General features: G+C 73.0%; 17 protein-coding genes, 1 pseudogene and 1 riboswitch. Of the genes and pseudogenes, 10 read left to right on the forward strand and 8 right to left on the reverse strand.

What is annotated here, in order from left to right; translation table 11 throughout:
- The 6 genes and pseudogenes from MHW47_RS18940 to MHW47_RS18965 all read left to right on the forward strand — a co-directional run.
- Positions 1 to 429 (forward strand): annotated as a pseudogene (locus MHW47_RS18940) (1-hydroxy-2-methyl-2-butenyl 4-diphosphate reductase); the annotation flags it as partial.
- 5 nt (positions 430 to 434) lie between these two features.
- On the forward strand, positions 435 to 1,454 hold the full coding sequence (hpnH, locus tag MHW47_RS18945) for an adenosyl-hopene transferase HpnH (RefSeq protein ID WP_111339314.1): 1,020 nt from the start codon (positions 435 to 437) through the stop codon (positions 1,452 to 1,454).
- Between the two features lie 109 nt (positions 1,455 to 1,563).
- A complete protein-coding gene (gene dxs / locus MHW47_RS18950) occupies positions 1,564 to 3,495 on the forward strand; it encodes a 1-deoxy-D-xylulose-5-phosphate synthase (protein ID WP_239224791.1) in 1,932 nt (643 codons plus the stop codon).
- The gene (locus MHW47_RS18955) at positions 3,492 to 4,889 is read left to right on the forward strand and encodes an aspartate aminotransferase family protein (protein ID WP_239224792.1); all 1,398 of its coding nucleotides are present in this window, start codon (positions 3,492 to 3,494) and stop codon (positions 4,887 to 4,889) included. The genes dxs and MHW47_RS18955 overlap by 4 nt, the downstream gene beginning before the upstream one ends.
- A 61-nt stretch (positions 4,890 to 4,950) precedes the next feature.
- Positions 4,951 to 5,559: a helix-turn-helix domain-containing protein gene (locus MHW47_RS18960; RefSeq protein ID WP_239224793.1), complete on the forward strand. Its 609-nt coding sequence runs from the start codon at positions 4,951 to 4,953 to the stop codon at positions 5,557 to 5,559.
- Positions 5,560 to 5,602: 43 nt separating this feature from the next.
- Positions 5,603 to 5,779 (forward strand): DUF6126 family protein, encoded by a 177-nt coding sequence (locus MHW47_RS18965; protein WP_239224794.1) that lies wholly within the window; start codon positions 5,603 to 5,605, stop codon positions 5,777 to 5,779.
- Positions 5,780 to 5,785: 6 nt separating this feature from the next.
- On the opposite strand, the gene MHW47_RS18970 is transcribed toward MHW47_RS18965, so the two are convergent.
- Complete coding sequence (locus tag MHW47_RS18970) at positions 5,786 to 6,598, reverse strand: tyrosine-protein phosphatase (protein WP_239224795.1); 813 nt, start codon at positions 6,596 to 6,598, stop codon at positions 5,786 to 5,788.
- Between the two features lie 387 nt (positions 6,599 to 6,985).
- Positions 6,986 to 7,141, forward strand: a riboswitch (cyclic di-AMP (ydaO/yuaA leader).
- Positions 7,142 to 7,144: 3 nt separating this feature from the next.
- Between MHW47_RS18970 and MHW47_RS18975 the strand changes: the two genes are divergently transcribed.
- On the forward strand, positions 7,145 to 8,101 hold the full coding sequence (locus MHW47_RS18975; protein WP_239224797.1) for a M23 family metallopeptidase: 957 nt from the start codon (positions 7,145 to 7,147) through the stop codon (positions 8,099 to 8,101).
- A 185-nt stretch (positions 8,102 to 8,286) separates the two neighbouring features.
- On the forward strand, positions 8,287 to 9,132 hold the full coding sequence (locus MHW47_RS18980; RefSeq protein WP_239224798.1) for an SGNH/GDSL hydrolase family protein: 846 nt from the start codon (positions 8,287 to 8,289) through the stop codon (positions 9,130 to 9,132).
- Between the two features lie 18 nt (positions 9,133 to 9,150).
- Here MHW47_RS18980 and MHW47_RS18985 read toward each other — a convergent pair whose 3' ends face one another.
- From MHW47_RS18985 to MHW47_RS19010, 6 genes are read right to left on the reverse strand one after another with little or no spacing between them, the layout of a single operon-like run.
- Positions 9,151 to 10,044: an STM4011 family radical SAM protein gene (locus MHW47_RS18985; RefSeq protein ID WP_239224800.1), complete on the reverse strand. Its 894-nt coding sequence runs from the start codon at positions 10,042 to 10,044 to the stop codon at positions 9,151 to 9,153.
- A gap of 7 nt (positions 10,045 to 10,051) precedes the next feature.
- Positions 10,052 to 11,407 (reverse strand): STM4012 family radical SAM protein, encoded by a 1,356-nt coding sequence (locus MHW47_RS18990; protein ID WP_239224801.1) that lies wholly within the window; start codon positions 11,405 to 11,407, stop codon positions 10,052 to 10,054.
- Positions 11,404 to 12,216: an STM4013/SEN3800 family hydrolase gene (locus MHW47_RS18995; protein ID WP_239224809.1), complete on the reverse strand. Its 813-nt coding sequence runs from the start codon at positions 12,214 to 12,216 to the stop codon at positions 11,404 to 11,406. The genes MHW47_RS18990 and MHW47_RS18995 overlap by 4 nt, the downstream gene beginning before the upstream one ends.
- 43 nt (positions 12,217 to 12,259) lie before the next feature.
- Positions 12,260 to 13,402 carry an STM4014 family protein gene (locus MHW47_RS19000; protein ID WP_239224803.1) on the reverse strand — a complete coding sequence of 381 codons (1,143 nt, stop codon included), beginning with the start codon at positions 13,400 to 13,402 and terminating at the stop codon, positions 12,260 to 12,262.
- Positions 13,383 to 14,351 carry an STM4015 family protein gene (locus MHW47_RS19005; protein ID WP_239224805.1) on the reverse strand — a complete coding sequence of 323 codons (969 nt, stop codon included), beginning with the start codon at positions 14,349 to 14,351 and terminating at the stop codon, positions 13,383 to 13,385. The genes MHW47_RS19000 and MHW47_RS19005 overlap by 20 nt, the downstream gene beginning before the upstream one ends.
- A gap of 7 nt (positions 14,352 to 14,358) precedes the next feature.
- Positions 14,359 to 15,300, reverse strand: a complete 942-nt coding sequence (locus tag MHW47_RS19010) for an STM4015 family protein (protein WP_239224806.1) — start codon at positions 15,298 to 15,300, stop codon at positions 14,359 to 14,361.
- A 176-nt stretch (positions 15,301 to 15,476) separates the two neighbouring features.
- On the opposite strand from MHW47_RS19010, the gene MHW47_RS19015 reads away from it, so the two are divergent.
- Positions 15,477 to 15,803 carry a hypothetical protein gene (locus tag MHW47_RS19015; RefSeq protein ID WP_239224807.1) on the forward strand — a complete coding sequence of 109 codons (327 nt, stop codon included), beginning with the start codon at positions 15,477 to 15,479 and terminating at the stop codon, positions 15,801 to 15,803.
- A 173-nt stretch (positions 15,804 to 15,976) separates the two neighbouring features.
- Positions 15,977 to 16,981 carry a DUF6745 domain-containing protein gene (locus tag MHW47_RS19020; protein ID WP_239224808.1) on the forward strand — a complete coding sequence of 335 codons (1,005 nt, stop codon included), beginning with the start codon at positions 15,977 to 15,979 and terminating at the stop codon, positions 16,979 to 16,981.
- Between the two features lie 24 nt (positions 16,982 to 17,005).
- Here MHW47_RS19020 and MHW47_RS19025 read toward each other — a convergent pair whose 3' ends face one another.
- Positions 17,006 to 17,596, reverse strand: coding sequence for a TetR/AcrR family transcriptional regulator (locus MHW47_RS19025; RefSeq protein ID WP_239224810.1), 591 nt, complete (start codon positions 17,594 to 17,596; stop codon positions 17,006 to 17,008).
- Positions 17,597 to 17,736 lie beyond the last annotated feature (140 nt).

Genomic DNA, 17,736 nt, shown 5'->3' on the forward strand with positions numbered 1-17,736 from the left:
GCCGGCCTCGCGCCCGGCATGCATCCGGGCGACCTGGTGGTGGCCTCGGAGACGCGGGACGCCGGGGACCGCGTCCCGTGCGCCGGTACGGACCTGCTGGCCGCCGCGCTGGCCGGGGCCCTGCCGGGACGCACCGTCCACACCGGCCCGCTCACCGGCTCCGACCATGTCGTACGGGGACATGAGCGGGCCGAGCTGCGGGCCACCGGGGCGATCGCGGTGGACATGGAGTCCGCCGCGACCCTGCGTACCGCCCTGCGGGCCGGGCCCCGCCCGGTTGCCGCCGTCCGGGTGGTCGTGGACGCTCCGGAGCACGAGCTCGTCCGCATCGGCACGGTCCGCGGTGGAATATCGGCTTTCCGTGTTCTCCGTGCCGTCCTGCCGGCTTTTCATGAATGGCACCGTTCTTCGCTGCTCCCCAGGAGGTGAGCCAGATGGCCATGCCGCTTCGCCAGTCCATCAAGGTTGCGACGTATCTCATTGAACAGAAGCTCCGCAAGAGGGACAAATTCCCGCTGATCGTCGAACTTGAGCCGTTGTTCGCCTGCAACCTCGCGTGCGAGGGCTGCGGGAAGATCCAGCACCCGGCCGGAGTCCTCAAGCAGCGCATGCCCGTGGCCCAGGCCGTGGGCGCGGTGCTGGAGTCGGGCGCCCCGATGGTCTCCATCGCCGGGGGCGAACCCCTGATGCACCCGCAGATCGACGAGATCGTGCGCCAGCTCGTGGCGAAGAGGAAATACGTGTTCCTCTGCACCAACGCGATGCTGTTGCGCAAGAAGATCGAGAAGTTCACCCCGTCGCCCTATTTCGCGTTCGCCGTGCACATCGACGGAATGCGCGAGCGGCACGACGAGTCGGTCGCCAAGGAAGGGGTGTTCGACGAGGCGGTGGCGGCGATCAAGGAGGCCAAGCGGCGCGGCTTCCGGGTCACCACCAACTCCACCTTCTTCAACACCGACACCCCGCAGACCATCATCGAGGTCCTCAACTTCCTCAACGACGACCTCCAGGTGGACGAGATGATGATCTCGCCCGCCTACGCCTACGAGAAGGCGCCCGACCAGGAGCACTTCCTGGGCGTCGAGCAGACCCGCGAGCTGTTCCGCAAGACCTTCGCCGGCGGCAACCGGGGCCGCTGGCGGCTCAACCACTCGCCGCTCTTCCTGGACTTCCTGGAGGGCAAGGCCGACTTCCCCTGCACCGCGTGGGCCATCCCCAACTACTCGCTGTTCGGCTGGCAGCGGCCCTGCTACCTGATGAGCGACGGCTACGTGCCCACGTACCGGCAGCTCATCGAGGAGACCGACTGGGACAAGTACGGCCGGGGCAAGGACCCGCGCTGCGCCAACTGCATGGCGCACTGCGGCTACGAGCCCACCGCCGTCCTCGCCACCATGGGCTCCCTCAAGGAGTCCCTGCGCGCCGCGCGCGAGACCGTCGGCGGAAGCCGGTGAACCCGTGAGCCGTTAGCCGGTCGCGGAACCGGCGGACGGGGCCGCCCGCCCCGTCCGCCGGCCCCGCCCGGTCACCCGAGGTGGAACAGGACCAGAGAGGGGGCCCGGCATGACGCTGCTGCAGAGCATCCGGGGGCCGCACGATCTCAAGGCACTGAACGCGTCACAACTCGGCGAACTCGCCGACGACATCCGCACCTTCCTGGTGCAGGCGGTGGCCAGGACCGGGGGCCATCTCGGCCCCAACCTCGGCGTGGTGGAGCTGACCATCGCCCTGCACCGGGTCTTCGACTCGCCCGTCGACCGCATCCTGTGGGACACTGGCCACCAGAGCTACGTGCACAAGCTCCTCACCGGCCGCCAGGACTTCTCCAAACTGCGCGGCAAGGGCGGCCTGTCCGGCTACCCCTCCCGCGCCGAGTCCGAGCACGACGTCATCGAGAACTCGCACGCCTCCACCGTCCTCGGCTGGGCGGACGGCCTCGCCAAGGCCGACGAGGTACGCGGCCGGGTCGGCCGGGTCGTCGCGGTCATCGGCGACGGCGCGCTCACCGGCGGCATGGCCTGGGAGGCGCTGAACAACATCGCCGCCGCCAGGGACCGCCCGCTGATCGTCGTGGTCAACGACAACGCCCGCTCCTACGCCCCGACCATCGGCGGCCTCGCCCGCCACCTCGCCACCCTGCGCACCACCGACGGCTACGAGCGCTTCCTGGCCTGGGGCAAGGACCTCCTGGAGCGCACCCCCGTCGTCGGCAAGCCCCTGTACGGGTCGCTGCACGGCGCGAAGAAGGGCTTCAAGGACTTCGTGGCCCCGCAGGGCCTGTTCGAGGACCTCGGCCTGAAGTACATCGGCCCGGTCGACGGCCACGACACCGCCGCCGTCGAGGCGGCCCTGCACCGCGCCCGCCGCTACCGGGGCCCGGTCCTCGTGCACTGCCTGACCGAGAAGGGCCGCGGCTACGCCCCCGCCCTGCGCGACGAGGCCGACCGCTTCCACACCGTGGCCGCCATGGACCCGCTGACCTGCGCCCCGCTCACCCCGGCCGCGGGGCCGTCCTGGACCTCCGTGTTCGCCGACGAGATCACTGCCATCGGCGCGGAGCGGCCGGACGTCGTCGCGGTCACCGCCGCCATGCTCGACCCGGTCGGGCTGACCCGGTTCGCCGAGGCGTTCCCGGGCCGCGTCTGGGACGTGGGCATCGCCGAGCAGCACGCCGCGGTCAGCGCCGCCGGACTCGCCACGGGCGGCCTCCACCCGGTCGTCGCCGTCTACGCCACCTTCCTCAACCGGGCGTTCGACCAGCTCCTGATGGACGTCGCCCTGCACCGGTGCGGGGTCACCTTCGTCCTGGACCGGGCCGGGGTCACCGGACCCGACGGCGCCTCGCACAACGGCATGTGGGACCTGTCGGTCCTCCAGGTCGTCCCCGGGCTGCGCATCGCCGCGCCCCGCGACGCGGACCGGTTGCGCGAGGAACTGCGCGAGGCGGTCGCGGTGGACGACGCGCCGACCCTGGTGCGGTTCCCCAAGGAGTCGGTGGGCGAGCCGGTCCCCGCCGTCGGCCGGATCGGCGCCATGGACGTACTGCGGCGCGACGAGGACGCCGACGTGCTGCTGGTCGCGGTCGGCGTGATGGCGCCGGTCTGCCTGCGCGCCGCCGACCTGCTCTCGGGCGCCGGCGTCCGGTGCACCGTGGTGGACCCGCGCTGGGTCAAACCGGTCGACGCGGAACTGCCGCCGCTCGCGGCCGGGCACCGGCTCGTCGCCGTCGTCGAGGACAACAGCCGGGCCGGGGGAGTCGGCTGGGCGGTCGGGCAGGCGCTCCGGGACGCGGACGTCGACGTACCGCTGCGCACCTTCGGCATCCCCGAGCAGTTCCTCGCGCACGGCAAACGTGCCGAGGTGCTGGCCGACATCGGACTCACACCGGTCGAGATCGCGGGCCGGATCAGCGCCGCCACCGCCGCACTGCGGGCGGCCGGCGGCACGACGGGGCACGAGGCCCCGGCCGACGGGCACAAGGAGAGCGGGGCATGAAGGACGACGGGCCCAAGGGCTTTGATCTGGCGCGGCTCCTCGCCGAGCGCGGCGCCGAACGCTACGAGCTGCACCACCGGTACCTCAACCACCAGCTCCCGCGCATGCTGCACACCATCGGCTTCGACAAGGTCTACGAACGGGCGGAGGGCGCCCACTTCTGGGACGCCGACGGCAACGACTACCTGGACATGCTCGCCGGGTTCGGCGTGATGGGGCTCGGCCGCCACCACCCCGTCGTACGCAAGGCGCTGCACGACGTCCTCGACGCCTCGCTCGCCGACCTCACCCGCTTCGACTGCCAGCCGCTGCCGGGCCTGCTCGCGGAGAAGCTGCTCGGCCACAGCCCGCACCTGGACCGGGTCTTCTTCGGCAACAGCGGCACCGAGGCCGTCGAGACCGCGCTCAAGTTCGCCCGCTACGCCACCGGCCGGCCGCGCGTCCTGTACTGCCACCACGCCTTCCACGGGCTGACCACCGGCTCCCTCTCGGTCAACGGCGAGGGCGGCTTCCGCGACGGCTTCGCCCCCCTGCTGCCCGACACCGCCATCGCCCTCGGCGACCTCGACGCGCTGCGCCGGGAGCTGAAGCGGGGCGATGTGGCCGCGCTGGTGGTGGAGCCGATCCAGGGCAAGGGGGTGCACGCCGCGCCGCCCGGCTTCCTGCGCGCGGCCCAGGAACTGCTGCACAAGCACAAGGCCCTCCTCATCGCCGACGAGGTGCAGACCGGGCTCGGCAGGACCGGCGACTTCTACGCCTACCAGCACGAGGAGGGCGTGGAACCCGACCTCGTCTGCGTCGCCAAGGCGCTGTCCGGCGGCTACGTCCCGGTCGGGGCGACGCTCGGCAAGGACTGGATCTTCAAGCGCGTCTACTCCTCGATGGACCGCGTCCTCGTCCACTCCGCCAGCTTCGGCTCCAACGCCCAGGCGATGGCGGCCGGGCTCGCGGTGCTGTCGGTGATGGAGGACGAGGAGACCGTCGCGCACGCCCGCCGCACCGGCGACCTGCTCCGCGAGCGGCTGTCCGCCCTGGTCGGCCGCTACGAGCTGCTGCACGAGGTGCGGGGGCGCGGGCTGATGATCGGCATCGAGTTCGGCCGCCCCGCCTCACTGAAGCTGCGCAGCCGCTGGGCCATGCTCCAGGCGGCCCGCAAGGGACTCTTCGCGCAGATGGTGGTCGTGCCCCTGCTCCAGAAGCACCGCATCCTCACCCAGGTCTCCGGCGACCACCTCGAAGTGATCAAGCTGATTCCGCCGCTGGTGATCGACGACGCGGACGTCGACCGCTTCGTCACCGCGTTCACGGCCGTCATGGACGACGCGCACAGCGGCGGGGGACTGATGTGGGACTTCGGCCGGACCCTGGTGAAGCAGGCCGTCGCCAACCGCTGACGACTTTTGCCTGAGAGGCAAGAAATTTGCCTCCGGGGAAAGTCTTTGGCCCAATGGAGGCATGAACCCTCCGGACGACCAGGCGGCCGGCGAGCTGCCCGGTGTCGCGCCACGCCTGCGCGATCTGCGCCGCGGCCGTGGTCTCACGCTGGAGACCGCGGCCCAGCGGGCGGGACTCTCGCCCGCCCACCTCTCCCGGCTCGAAACGGGCCGGCGCCAGCCCTCGCTGCCCATGCTGCTCCAGCTGGCCAGGATCTACGGTACGACGGTCTCCGAGCTGCTCGGCGAGACGCCCCCCGAACGTGACGCGATCGTGCGCGGCGGCCCGCTGGAGGGGGCGGCCGCGGACGGCTGGATCTACCAGCAGGCCGGCGGTTCGGGCCGGGCCATGCAGGCGCTGCGCGTCCGCGTCCCGTACGGCGCCCAGGGCGATCTGGTCCGCGTCCACCCCGGCGAGGAATGGCTGCACGTCCTCAAGGGCCGCCTGCGGGTCACGCTCGGCGAGACGGTCCACGACCTCGCGCCGGGCGACGGCGCGCACTTCGACTCGCTCACCCCGCACCGGATCGCCGCCCTGGAGCCCGCGGGCGCCGAGCTGCTGTTCGTCCACACCCTGCTGCAGAGCCCCGCCGTCGAGCTGTGTCTCGGCGGCGCCGCCCACCGCGGCTGAGATGACCGCCACCGGGACTCCCCGGCAGCCAGAGAGGCCAGTCATGTCCGACTCGGAGAACTACGACCCGCTCACCCCGGCCAGGCGACCCGGCGACGACACCCACGAGAAGAAGATGCCGCGCGGACTCGTCATCCGGCTCTTCGCCTATCTGGTGGCCGGGCACGTCATCGCCGCGTTCCTCTATCTGCTCTTCGCCGTCGGCATGCACAACCAGTAGGACGGCTCACCCCTCGTCGAGCAGCCGCTCGCGCAGCCGCTCCCGGGTGGCCGGCGCCAGCTTCAGCCCGTCGAGGAGGTAGCGGTCGGTGCCGCCCCAGGTCTCGTCGATGGCGGCGAAGGCCGCGGCCAGATACGCGGATTCGGCGCCGAACAGCGGGTTCAGCAGCTCCAGCACCTCCGGGGACATCCCGGCGGGCGAGGTGTCGCTGCGCCGTATGCGGTAGCGGCGGTGGGCGTCGTTCGACTTGAGGTAGTCCTCCTCGATCGCCTCCCGCTCGACGCCCACCGCGAGCAGCGTCACCGCGACGGACAGCCCCGCCCGGTCCTTGCCGGCCGCGCAGTGCATCAGCGCGGGCACGCTGTCCTCGGCCAGGGAGTGCAGCACCCGGCTGTGCTCGGCGGTGCGCTCCAGGATGATGGAGCGGTACGAGGCGATCATGCGGCGCGTCCCCTTGCCGTCCGCCAGGATCGAGCGCAGATCCGCGATGTCGCCGTCGCGCACCATCCGCCAGAACTCCGCCCCGTCCGCCGGGTCGCTCAGCGGGATGCTGACGTTGCGTACGCCCGGCAGCTCCACGTCCAGGCCGTCCAGCCGGTGGTCCGCGGCGTTGCGGAAGTCGAAGACGGTGTGCAGCCCCAGCCCGCTCAGGAAGGCCGCGTCCTCGGCGGTCGCGTGCGCCAGGTGGCCGCTGCGGTAGAGCCTGCCGTGGCGCACCCGGCGGCCGTCCGCGGTGGGCAGCCCGCCCACGTCGCGGAAGTTGCGTACGCCGGTGAGGACGGGCTCCGTCGGCGGGGTCTGCGGCAGCTGCTGCGTCACGGTCACTCCTGGAGGCTCTGCCCCGGCGCCTGTCGCCGACGGGCCCACGCCCGCGACCTTATGACATCGGTTCCCGGGGCAACCATCTCGCCCACCACCCCATGTCCGTATTGCGGCATTTTCCCGAACGTGCCCCGTTTGCAAGGGAGATGGCCGACCGCTCGTGAGCGGGATCATATCCGTGACGGTGTGTGGCGGTGCCCCGAAGGGGTAATCCCCGGCGCCGCGCGGAAAGCCAAGATCCGTAATCCACGGAGTGTGACCGGAATTCCGCACCGGAATTCCCGGGCGGAATCCCGGGTGGAACCCGTGGCTTGTTTCCGCCGTCCCGGCTCGCTTACGTTCCATGTCACCCCGGACGGAACGCCCAATCCTGCCGCCGTCCGGAATTCGCATCCACTCACCGTGTGGCAGGAGCGGGGGAACCAGGTAAGCCGCCGACCGGGACGACCGGACGGCTAGGGGTGAAGTCGCGCCAGACGCGGCCGGGCATCTCCAGCCCGAACCCGACAGCTCACCTCGCAGGCGCCGGAGAGGAAATTCTTCATGCCCATTTCGGGTAAGCACCGCCGTCCCAAGACCAGCACCATCGCCCGCGGCGTCGTCGCCGCGAGCGCCGGCGGAGCCGTCATCGCGCTTCCGCTGCTCGGCGCCACCGGTGCCCACGCCGCGGAGCAGGCCGCCCCGGCCGCCCCGAAGTCGGTCGCCGCGCACGCCACCCCGGCCAAGCCCGCCAAGAACACCGGCACCACCACCTACTCCGTGGTCTCCGGCGACTACCTCTCGAAGATCGCCGCCCAGCACCACCTCAAGGGCGGCTGGCAGAAGCTGTACCAGGACAACCGCGAGGTCGTCGGCGAGAACCCGAGCCTGATCTTCCCGGGCATGAAGCTGACCCTCGGCGCCAAGGCGACCCCCGCCGCCGCGTCCGAGGCCCCCGCCGCGCCGGCCCCGAAGAAGACCGAGTCCCAGTCCGGGGCGAAGGCCGACGCCAAGGCCCAGACCCGCACCGCGCCCAAGGCCGAGGTCAAGTCCGAGGTCAAGGCAGAGGTGCAGGCCGCGCCCGAGACCGAGGCCCCCGCCACCCAGGACAACGCCTCCGGTTACGCCCACCCGGTCCCCGGCAACCACACCACCGCCTACCGCGCCTCCGGCGCCAACTGGTCCAGCGGCAGCCACACCGGCATCGACTTCCCCGTCTCCACCGGCACCAGCGTGAAGGCCATCACCTCCGGCACCGTCGTCACCGCCGGCTGGGGCGGCGCCTATGGCAACCAGGTCGTCATCAAGCACGCAGACGGCCACTACTCCCAGTACGGCCACCTGTCCTCGCTCTCCGTCTCGGCCGGCCAGACCGTGTCCGCGGGCCAGCAGGTCGGCCTCTCCGGCTCCACCGGCAACGCCACCGGCCCGCACCTCCACTTCGAGGTCCGCACCGGCCCGGAGTACGGCTCCGACGTCGACCCGATCGCCTACCTCGCGTCGCACGGCATCTACGTCTGATCCGTCCGCACCCCGCCCGGCACCCCGGGCCGCCGAATGGCACGGAGGGGCGGCGCACCACACGGTGCGCCGCCCCTCCGCTTATTCCCCCTTTACCGAAAACTGACCGGGTGGTCTATCTCACCCCCCGTCAACCCCTTATTACGGTCGCGTAGGTCACATTCGGCAGTGCAGGATATGCGTTTGTGGCAGACGATTCGAACAACATCCAACAGGGCACCATCGACCGACTGGGCGCCATCGGGTCGTACGCGGCGATCGGCGACAGTTTCACCGAGGGAGTCGGCGACCCCGGCCCGGACGGAACATTCGTCGGCTGGGCCGACCGGCTCGCGGTCCTCCTCGCCGACCGGCTCCCCGAGCCCGGCCCGGCGGCGGAATCCCCGCTTCCCGCGCACGGGAACTTCCGGTACGCCAATCTCGCCGTACGCGGACGCCTCCTCGACCAGATCGTCGAGGAGCAGGTGCCCCGCGCCAAGGAACTCGCCCCGGATCTGGTGAGCTTCTGCGCCGGCGGCAACGACATCATCCGGCCCGGCAGCGACCCCGACGACGTGGCCGAACGCTTCGAGCGCGCCGTCGCCGACCTCACCGGGTCCGTGGGCACCGTCATGGTCACCACCGGCTTCGACACCCGGGGCGTCCCCGTGCTGCGCCATCTGCGCGGCAAGGTCGCCACCTACACCGCCCACGTCCGGGCCATCGCCGACCGCTACGGCTGCCCGGTCCTCGACCTGTGGTCGCTGCGCTCCGTGCAGGACCGGCGGGCCTGGGACAGCGACCGGCTGCACCTCTCGCCCGAGGGCCACACCCGCGTCGCCCTGCGCGCCGCCCAGGTCCTCGGCCTCGCCGTACCGGCCGACCCGGACCAGCCGTGGCCGCCGGAGCCCCCGCGCGGCACGCTGGAGGTCCGCCGCGACGACATCCAGTGGGCCCGCGAACACCTCGTCCCGTGGATCGGCCGGCGCCTGCGCGGCGAGTCCTCCGGGGACCACGTCGAGCCGAAGCGGCCGGACCTGCTGCCGCTCTGACACACCCCCGCGCTGTCCTCAGTCGCCCCGCGCGCCCGGCGCGGCGACCGGGGACAGCGGAAGCCCCGCGGGAATGCGCTCCAGCACCCCTCCCGCGAACACGTCGTACAGCGGCAGCGTCTCCAGATGCACGTACCCGATGTGGCAGTCGCACACCGCGAGCGGGCAGGCCCGGGGCCGCAGCGCATCCCGGTAGCTCCCGTCGTACAGGTTGCCCAGCTCCGCCCGGACGAAGTGGCAGCGGCGCACCGTGCCCTCCCCGTCCACCGAGATCACCGACTCACCGGTCCGGCACGGCAGCCCGCCCGAGCGGTGCGGATGGCGGCTGTAGGGGAACAGCGGATCGATCGCCGTCCACCGCTCGGCCTCCTCGTCCGTGTACGTGTGCCCCTCGGCGGCGTTCACCCAGAGGTACACCTCCTCCGGCAGCGCCGCGCGCAGCCGCCGCGCCTCACCGAGATGCGCGTCCAGGCCGACGACCCCCACGCTGTGCCGCACCCCGAGGTCCCGCAGCTCCGCGCACCGGTCCAGGAAACGCTCGTACGGCGTCTGCCCCGGATGGTAGGTGCACCACAGGGCGATCCGCTCGCGGGCCGCCGCCGGGGCCTCGGCCAGCCAGCGCGTCCGGCCGCCGAGGTTGGTCTGGATCGCGACCCGCCGCACGTGGGGAAGCCCCGCCAGCTCCACGATCGCCCGCCGGTACCAGGACCGCACCAGGCCCTCGCCCCACGGCGTGAACAGCACGGAGATCCGGTCGCCGGTCTGCGCCGCCACCCACGCCGTGAACCGCTCCAGCGCCGCCCGGTCCGCGCGCAACTGCTCCCGGCTGTCGCGCCGCTTCGCGAACGGGCAGTACGGACAGTCGTAGTCGCACGAGGCGAGCGGGCCCCGGTACAGAATCGTCAGGTCCACGCGTGACTCACTTCAGCTCGTACGTGGCCATCGCGGCCCGCACGGCGGGGGAGAAGAGTTCGGGGCCCAGCGCGTCGGAGTACGCGAGCCCTTCGGGCGACAGCCGCAGCAGGCCCTCGGCGGGAGCCTGCGGATCGAGCCAGCCCCGCTCCTCGAACCGGGCCAGCTCCTCGGCGAAGTCGACGTACGGCGAACTCCCGAACCGCTCGCGATAGCCCTCCACGTCCATGCCTCGCGCCTGGAGCACCGACTGCAGGAGGTGGCGGCGGCGCGCCTCCTGCCCGTCGGTGTAGCGGCCGACCTCGGCCCGGGAGAAGTCCTCGGTCGCCGTGTAGGCGTCGATGATGCCGCGCACCTCGCCCATCCGCACCGCGTAGTCGAAGGAGTAGTGCAGCCGCGAGGTGTACGAGCGGGCGCCGCAGCCGAGCCCGATCATGCCGTCCGTCTGGCAGGCGTAGTCGTCGGGGCCGTCGGTGCGCGGAGCGTCGGCGCGCCGGAACATCCGCATCGACACCTGCTCGTAGCCGTGCGCCAGGAGATGGTCGCGGCCCGCCCGGTACAGCCGGAGCCGCTGCTCGTCCCATGCCGCGTCGGCCTGCCCGGCGGAGAGCCTGCCGAGCCCGGTCAGCGGACGCACGTACAGCGGGTACAGGTACAGCTCCTCCGGCCGCCACCGCAGCGCCGCGTCCAGCGAGGTGCGCCAGGTCCGTTCGGTCTGCCCCTCGATGCCGTAGATCAGGTCGATGTTGAGGAGGGGCACGGAGGTGTCCCGGATGCGGTCCAGGGCCCGTTCGACGTCGGCCGGGCGCTGGGGGCGCACCGCCGCGCGGGCCTCGGCCTCCACGAAGCTCTGCACCCCGATGCTGATTCTGGTCGCGCCCCGCTCGGCGAGGACCGTCAGCCGGTCGGCGGTCGCGGTCGACGGGGAGGTCTCCACGGACAGCGGCACGGACCGCAGGTCGGCGCCCATCCGTTTCTCCGCGATGTCGCACAGGCGCTCCAGCTCGCCCGCCGTCAGGAAGGTCGGCGTGCCCCCGCCGAACGCCGCGGCGGCGAACCGCACCGGCTCCCCGTCGCCCAGCGCGTCCCGCACGGCGACCGCCTGCCGCTCCAGCGCGTCCAGATAGCGCGAGGTCAGCTCGTCGGGCGCGCCGATCCGGGTGAACAGGTTGCAGAAGCCGCAGCGGACCTCGCAGAACGGGATGTGCAGATAGAGGGAGAGCGCGTCCTTGCGTTCCCCCGCCCACAGCTCCCGCAGGGCGGGCCTGCCGCCGGGCTGCCCGGCGAGCGGCCGGTACGCCGTCTTGTGCGGATAGGCGTACACATAGCTCTCGTACGGGCGGACGGTCTGCGTCGCGGTCATCGGGCGGCCCCCGGTTCCAGGAAGAAGTGGGCGTACGGGACGGTCCAGACGGACTCGTGGCCGAGCCGGTGACCGGTGTAGCCGTCGTCGCCGTAGGCCGTGCCGTGGTCGGAGCTGACGATGGCGAACGTACGGCGGCGGCTGCTCGCGGCGGCGAACAGCCGGCCGATGTGCGCGTCCACGTACTCCAGGGCGGCGGCATGCGTCGCGCGGCTGTCCCCGGCGTCCCGGGTCGCGCCGGGACGGTGGAACCAGTTCGGCTGGTGGAGCGCCGAGACGTTCACGAAGAGGAAGAGTCGCCGGTCGGGCGGCAGACCGGCGACCACCTGCTCCGCGCGGGCGACCTGCGCCTCGAACGAGGTGGGCGACGCCACCCCGAACTCCGGCTCCCAGTGCGCCTCCTGGAACAGCCCCGGCAGCACCGAACCGAGCGGCCCCTGCCGGTTGAAGAAGCCGACCCCGCCGATGCACACCGTGTGATAGCCCTCCTTCGCCAGCCCGGAGACCAGGTCCGGGGTGTCGAACACGAAGGTGCGCGCGGCGGTGGTCTCGCTGCCGGCGAACCGGGCGGCGAACAGCCGGGGGTGTGGGCCGGGCGTCGCCGGCGTCGGCAGGAACCCGGCGAAGATCGCCTGGTGGGAGGCGTACGTGAAACTGCCCGGAGCGTGCCGCTTCTCCCAGGCGCCGCCCGGCAGATGGCGGGCCAGGTGCGGGATGCGCCCGGCGGCGGCCAGTTCCGCCGCGACGTCGTACCGCAGCGTGTCCAGGGTGACGAGCAGCAGGTCGTGGCTGCCCACGACCTCGCTCATGTCGGGGTCCGGGACGGCCGCGCGGGCCGGGACGGGGGCGGGCTCAGGGGGTTGTGCTGACACGGGTGTTCCTTGCTCGGTCCAGTACGGCGGCGACCTGCGCCGCGTAGGTGTCCAGGCCCTCGGCACGGCTGCCGGGCAGTCCGGTCAGCCGGGGCAGCAGGTCTCCGAAGGCGTTGACCTCGCCGACGGCGAACCGCCGCCAGCCGGTCAGGGGCAGCAGATCGACGCCGCCGCACAGCGTGTCCGGGAAGGCGGCGGCGCCCCGCTCGCAGACCGCCAGCGCCTCGCCCCAGCTGCCGCCCGCCGCCTCGACGGCCGCCCGCACCCCGGCCAGGTCGCCGCGCGCCCCGCCCAGGTGCAGATTGGTCATCGGTGACGCGCTGGTGCGCACCACGGCGTGCGTCGCCCGGCCGTCCACCACGACGACCCGCAGATCGGTGGCCCGGCCGCCCTGCGACGCCTTGGGCAGCCAGCGCTCGATGTGCAGCCCGTCGGGCGCCAGCGCGTCGACGATCGCGGCGACCTCGCGCTCCGTCGTGCAGCGGCGCACCCGCAGCGAGTTGTACAGCCGGCCGGCCGGGTCGCGCTCGACCGAGGTGGCCGCCCGGACCCGGTCGCCGGACGTCTCCACGGCCAGCACCCCGGAGGCCGACGAGCCGTGCGCGGGCTTCACGAACACCCGGGGCATGCGGTGCTCGGCGATCAGGGCCCGCACGTCCTCCCAGCCCCGCACGGGGGCCCCGGCCGGGCCGGAGGTCGGCGAGGCGGGCACGGGCACCCCGGCCGTCTCCAGCACCCCGTGGCACAGCCGCTTGTCGAACAGCACCGCGATGTCGGCCGGTCCGTCCAGCAGCCGGGCGCCCGCCCGCGCCGCCGCCGCCGCGACCTCGCGGACGGCGGCGGTGAACCGGGCGTACCAGAGGGCCGAACCCTCCACCCGCGTCGGATCGTCGGCCCCGCGCAGCAGCCGGTCCACCGCGGCGTCCTCGCCCGGCGAGTCGACGCGCACGGTCTCGCCGGGCAGGAACCTCGCCCCGCCCTCCAGCACGTCCAGCCAGGCGACCGTACGTGCCGGGGGCAGGCCGGCGGCGGCCACCGCGTCCTGGAAGAGGGACACGCGGCGGCTGCCCGGATTGCCGACGACCGCGAGACGCGGCGGACCGCTACTCACTGATGGCGACATAGCGGGACTCGGGATCGTCGTCCCAGTCGTCGGCCTCTTCCAGCTCGACCTCGATGCCCTCACGGGCGCACAGCTCCTCGACCCGGGCCCGTACCGGCTCGCTCAGGTAGTTGTGCTCCAGGTCCAGCGAGGACAGATGCGTCAGCGGCTGGCCGTTCAGCAGGGCCAGCGCCCCCTCGTCGCTCAGGGTGCCCAGCGACAGCGCCAGCGAGTCGAGCTGCGCGACGACCGGAGCCGAGGCCATCGCGGTCGCGATCTCGTCCTGGAACTCGCTGTTCTGCAGGCCGAGATGGCGCAGCCGGGGGAAGACACCGGCCGACAGCAGCGGCTCGAGGTCCGCCATCGTCGCGTCGCCCGCGTACCACTGCGAGCCCAGCCACAGCTCCAGCCGCTCCAGCGCGGGCAGCTCGCAGGCGCCGACCGCGCGCACCACGGGGGCGGGCAGCCCGCCCGACTCGAAGCGCAGCGACCGCAGCGCCTCGTGCCGCAGGGGTCGCAGCTCCAGCGTCTCCTTGTTGTACCCGCTGCCCCCGCCGCGCACCACCAGCTCCTCGAGGCGCGGGTACGCCTCCAGGACCGGGGTGATGTCGCACATCTGGAGCCAGGAGACCTCGCACTCCTCGCTGACGACATCGGCGAGGAACAGGCCGCGCAGCGCCGGGAAGCGCCCGGCGTCCGCCGCGAGGAGTTCGATGACGGGCGTCAGCGGACTGTAGTCCTGCGACCACCAGGGCCCGATCACCAGGGCCCGCACCCCGGCCGGATCGACCGTGGCCAGGAAGTGCCGCCACAGCTCGGAGAAGTCCGGCCCGTCCCAGGCGCAGTCCAGCCGCCAGGCCACGGAGTCCGCGGCGGGCAGGGCGTCCGTCCGCCTCCCGTCCTTGTCCGGCAGCGGCAGGGTCCGGACGGGCAGTCCGTGGAACGTGTCGTGATGGTAGATGCCGCTCATCGCGCCGTCACTCCGAGACCGTGACGTAACGGCCGGCCGGGCCCCGGTTGTCCCACGGCTCGCAGCGCTCCGACAGGTCCACCCGGACCCCGTGCGGCTCCAGCGCCTCGGTGACCCGGCGCTCCATCGGTTCGGTGAGGAAGTGGTGGTGCAGGTCCAGCGCGTCGAGGTGGGTCAGCGGCTGCCCCTCCAGGAGGGAGGCCGCGCCCTCGTCGCCGAGCGTGCCGCAGGACAGGTCCAGCGTGTGCAGCCGGGCCACCAGCGGGGCGGAGGCGACGGCCGCCGCGATCTCGTTCTGGATCTCGCTGTTGCGCAGGCCCAGATGGCGCAGCGCCGGGAACCGCGTACCGGACAGCAGCGGCGCCAGGTCCGACACCTGGGCGTCACCGCCGTACGCCGAGACGCCGAGCCACAGCTCCAGCCGCTCCAGGGCGGGCAGTTCGCTGTCCAGGACGCCGCGCACCACCTCGCGCGGCAGCCCGCCCGTCTCGATGGTGAGCGACCGCAGCCGCTCGTGCTTCGTGGCCGGGAAGACCAGCTCCGAGCCGCCGCGCACCCCCAGCTCCACCAGCCTGGGGAAGGCCGCGAGCAGCGCCGTGACGTCGCTCTGCTCGATCCAGGAGATCTCCGCCTCCTCCATCGTCAGATCACCGACGAACACCGCCTCCAGCGAGGTCAGCCGGTCGGCGGCGGCGATGACGAGCCCGATCGGGTACGAGGACTTCTCCTCGTAGGACTCGCCCCACTGCCCGATGATCAGGGCGCGGACACCCGCCGGGTCGACCTCGTCCAGGAAGGCGTTGAACTCCTCCTCCCAGGTGCCCTCGTCCTCGTAGGCGTCGATCCGGACCCGCCACGCGGCGGCGTCGGCGGCGGGCCGGCCCGCCGCCCCGGACTCGAAATCTACGGCCGGAAGGCCGAGCAACTCGTGCAGATGGTCCACGGACATGGCACTGAGCTCCTGATGACGGCGACGAAATGATGTCCGCAAGGTCTATCAAGCCCCACTGACAACGCCGCGACCGCCCCCGCCCGCGGACCGCGCGGCGGCCGATTGTCAGACCCCCGCCGTAGCGTTTTCGATGTGGCCGGCACACCGGGTGCCGCCGCGGAGGGGAGAGGTCTGTGTACCGGCAGGGCGATGTACTGATCGTGCCACTGGAGGAGTCCGCGGTGCCCGCGCAGCTCCTGGAGGCTCCGGGTGAACTGCGCGACGCGCGGGGCCGGCTGGTGCTCGCGCTCGGCGAGGTCACCGGACACGCGCACGCCGTGCCGGGCCCCGGCCGGCTGATCCGGGAGGGCGGGGTGTTCGGCCCGATGCTGCTCCACCTGCCCGAGGGCGGGCGCGTGGTCCACGAGGAGCACGCGACGATCCCGTTGCCCCAGGGCTGGTTCCGCGTGGTGCGCCAGCGGGAGTACGCGCCGGGGGCGGTCCGCATCGTCGCGGACTGACGGAGCGCGGGAGGGCCGGGCGAGGCCCGGAGGACGAGAAGAGGCCCCGCCCCGTTCGCGGACGGGCGGGCGGGGCGGGCACAGCGGCAGGACCTGAAGGCCGGCCCGGGAAGACCGGGCCGGGTACATGGCGGAACACGCGGACACGCGGAATCTGGGGACGGGGAAGACCGATGCAGTACGTGGACTCTTGGCGGGCCGTGGCGGCGGCGACCGGCGCGGCGGACCGGGCGGCGGCCGAGGAAGGGGTGCGGCTCGCCTACCGAGGCGCGGGGCTGCCCGCGCCGGAGGAGTTCGTCTGGGCCGACTCGCCGAGGGCGGCCGTGGAGGCCGTGGCGAAGCTGACCGACGCGGGCCGGTCCGTCCGCGACGAGGTGCGCACCCGCCCCTGGGCGGAGGAGCGGCGCCGGGTGTACGACGCGCTGGGCCCGGCCGGCTGGTCCGCCCACTGGTCGGCCACCGGGGCCCAGCTCTGGGAGACCACGGCGGGCCTGGCCGAGCGGATACGGACCGGCGTGGTGGCCGACCTCGCCGGGGAGGACGCCGACGCCGAGTCGCTGGTGCGCCTGGTGCTGCTCGACGCGGTCCTCGGACAGCACGACGCGGCGTGGCTCGCCGCCTTCGACGGCCGGGGCGACCGGCTGGACGGACTGGCGGCGGTGGCGCGCAACGCCGGCTGGTGGTGGCCCTACGAGCGGGTCGCGGTGATCTGCGAACGCCCGGACGCCCTGCACCGCGACGAGGCGGGCCGGCTCGACCGGGGCGACGGACCGGCCCTCTCCTACCCGGACGGCTTCGCGCTGTACGCCTGGCGCGGCATGCCCGTGCCGGCGGAGTTCCTGAACGAGCTGTCCGCGCTGACCCCCACCCGCATCCGCTCCGAGGAGAACGCGGAACTGCGCCGCGTGATGCTGGAGTTCTACGGCTACGACCGCTACCTCGCGGAGTCCGGCGCCGAACCGGTCCACCGCGACGAGACCGGCATCCTCTGGCGGATCGCCCTCGCCGGGGACGAGGACGTCGTCATGGTCGAGGTGGTCAACTCCACGCCCGAGCCGGACGGCACCCACCGCACGTACTGGCTGCGGGTACCGCCCCAGACCAGGACGGCCAGGGAGGGCGTCGCCTGGACCTTCGGCCTCGCCGGCGACGCCTACGCACCGCTCCAGCAGACCTGACCGGGGCCGGGGGAAGGGCGGGTGTCAGGCCGTCAGGGTCGCGTGGTCGATGCCGAGTTCGCGGGCGAGCGCCTGCTCGGTCCACTCCAGCATGGTCGCGCGGGAGAGCGGCCCGTTGTACGAGGTCATCTGCACCGCGAGCCCGTCCAGCAGGGCGGTCAGCCGCCAGGCGACGGACATCGGGTCGTCGCAGTGGAACTCGCCCGCCGCCGCGCCCTCCTCGATGACCTCGGCCAGCTCCGCCTTCCACTGCTGGTCGAGGTCGCCGGCCACGTTGCGCAGCGCCGGATCGCGCAGGGAGGCGGCCCAGCCCTCGATCCACAGCCGCCAGCCCTTGGCCTGGCCGGTGGGCGCGTACCAGCGGACGGCCGCGCGCAGCCGGCGTACGGCGGTGGTGCGGCGGCTCAGCAGCTTGCGCAGATGGGCGAGATCGATCTCGGCGGCATGGGCGAAGGCGGCCGCGACCAGCTTCTCCTTGGTGGAGAAGTGATAGAGCACGAGCGCGTTGCTCACGCCGAGCACGGAGGCCACGTCGGCGATCCGCACGGCGGCGACCCCGCGCACCTCGATCTGTTCGACGGCGGCCCGCAGCAACTCCTCGCGCCGCTCCGCCACACCCAACCGCACTCTTGCCACGGCGTCACCCTAACCAATGCCCTCCCGGTGCCCCATCGCACGGGCCGGGAGCCATGGGCCGCGGGCGGGCCGGCGGGCCGGGGGCGCGGCGTGCGGCGGGGGCGGGCGTGGTGGTCAGC

Origin of the sequence: Streptomyces sp. OfavH-34-F, assembly GCF_022347745.1 — a bacterium.
Taxonomy (GTDB): domain Bacteria; phylum Actinomycetota; class Actinomycetes; order Streptomycetales; family Streptomycetaceae; genus Streptomyces.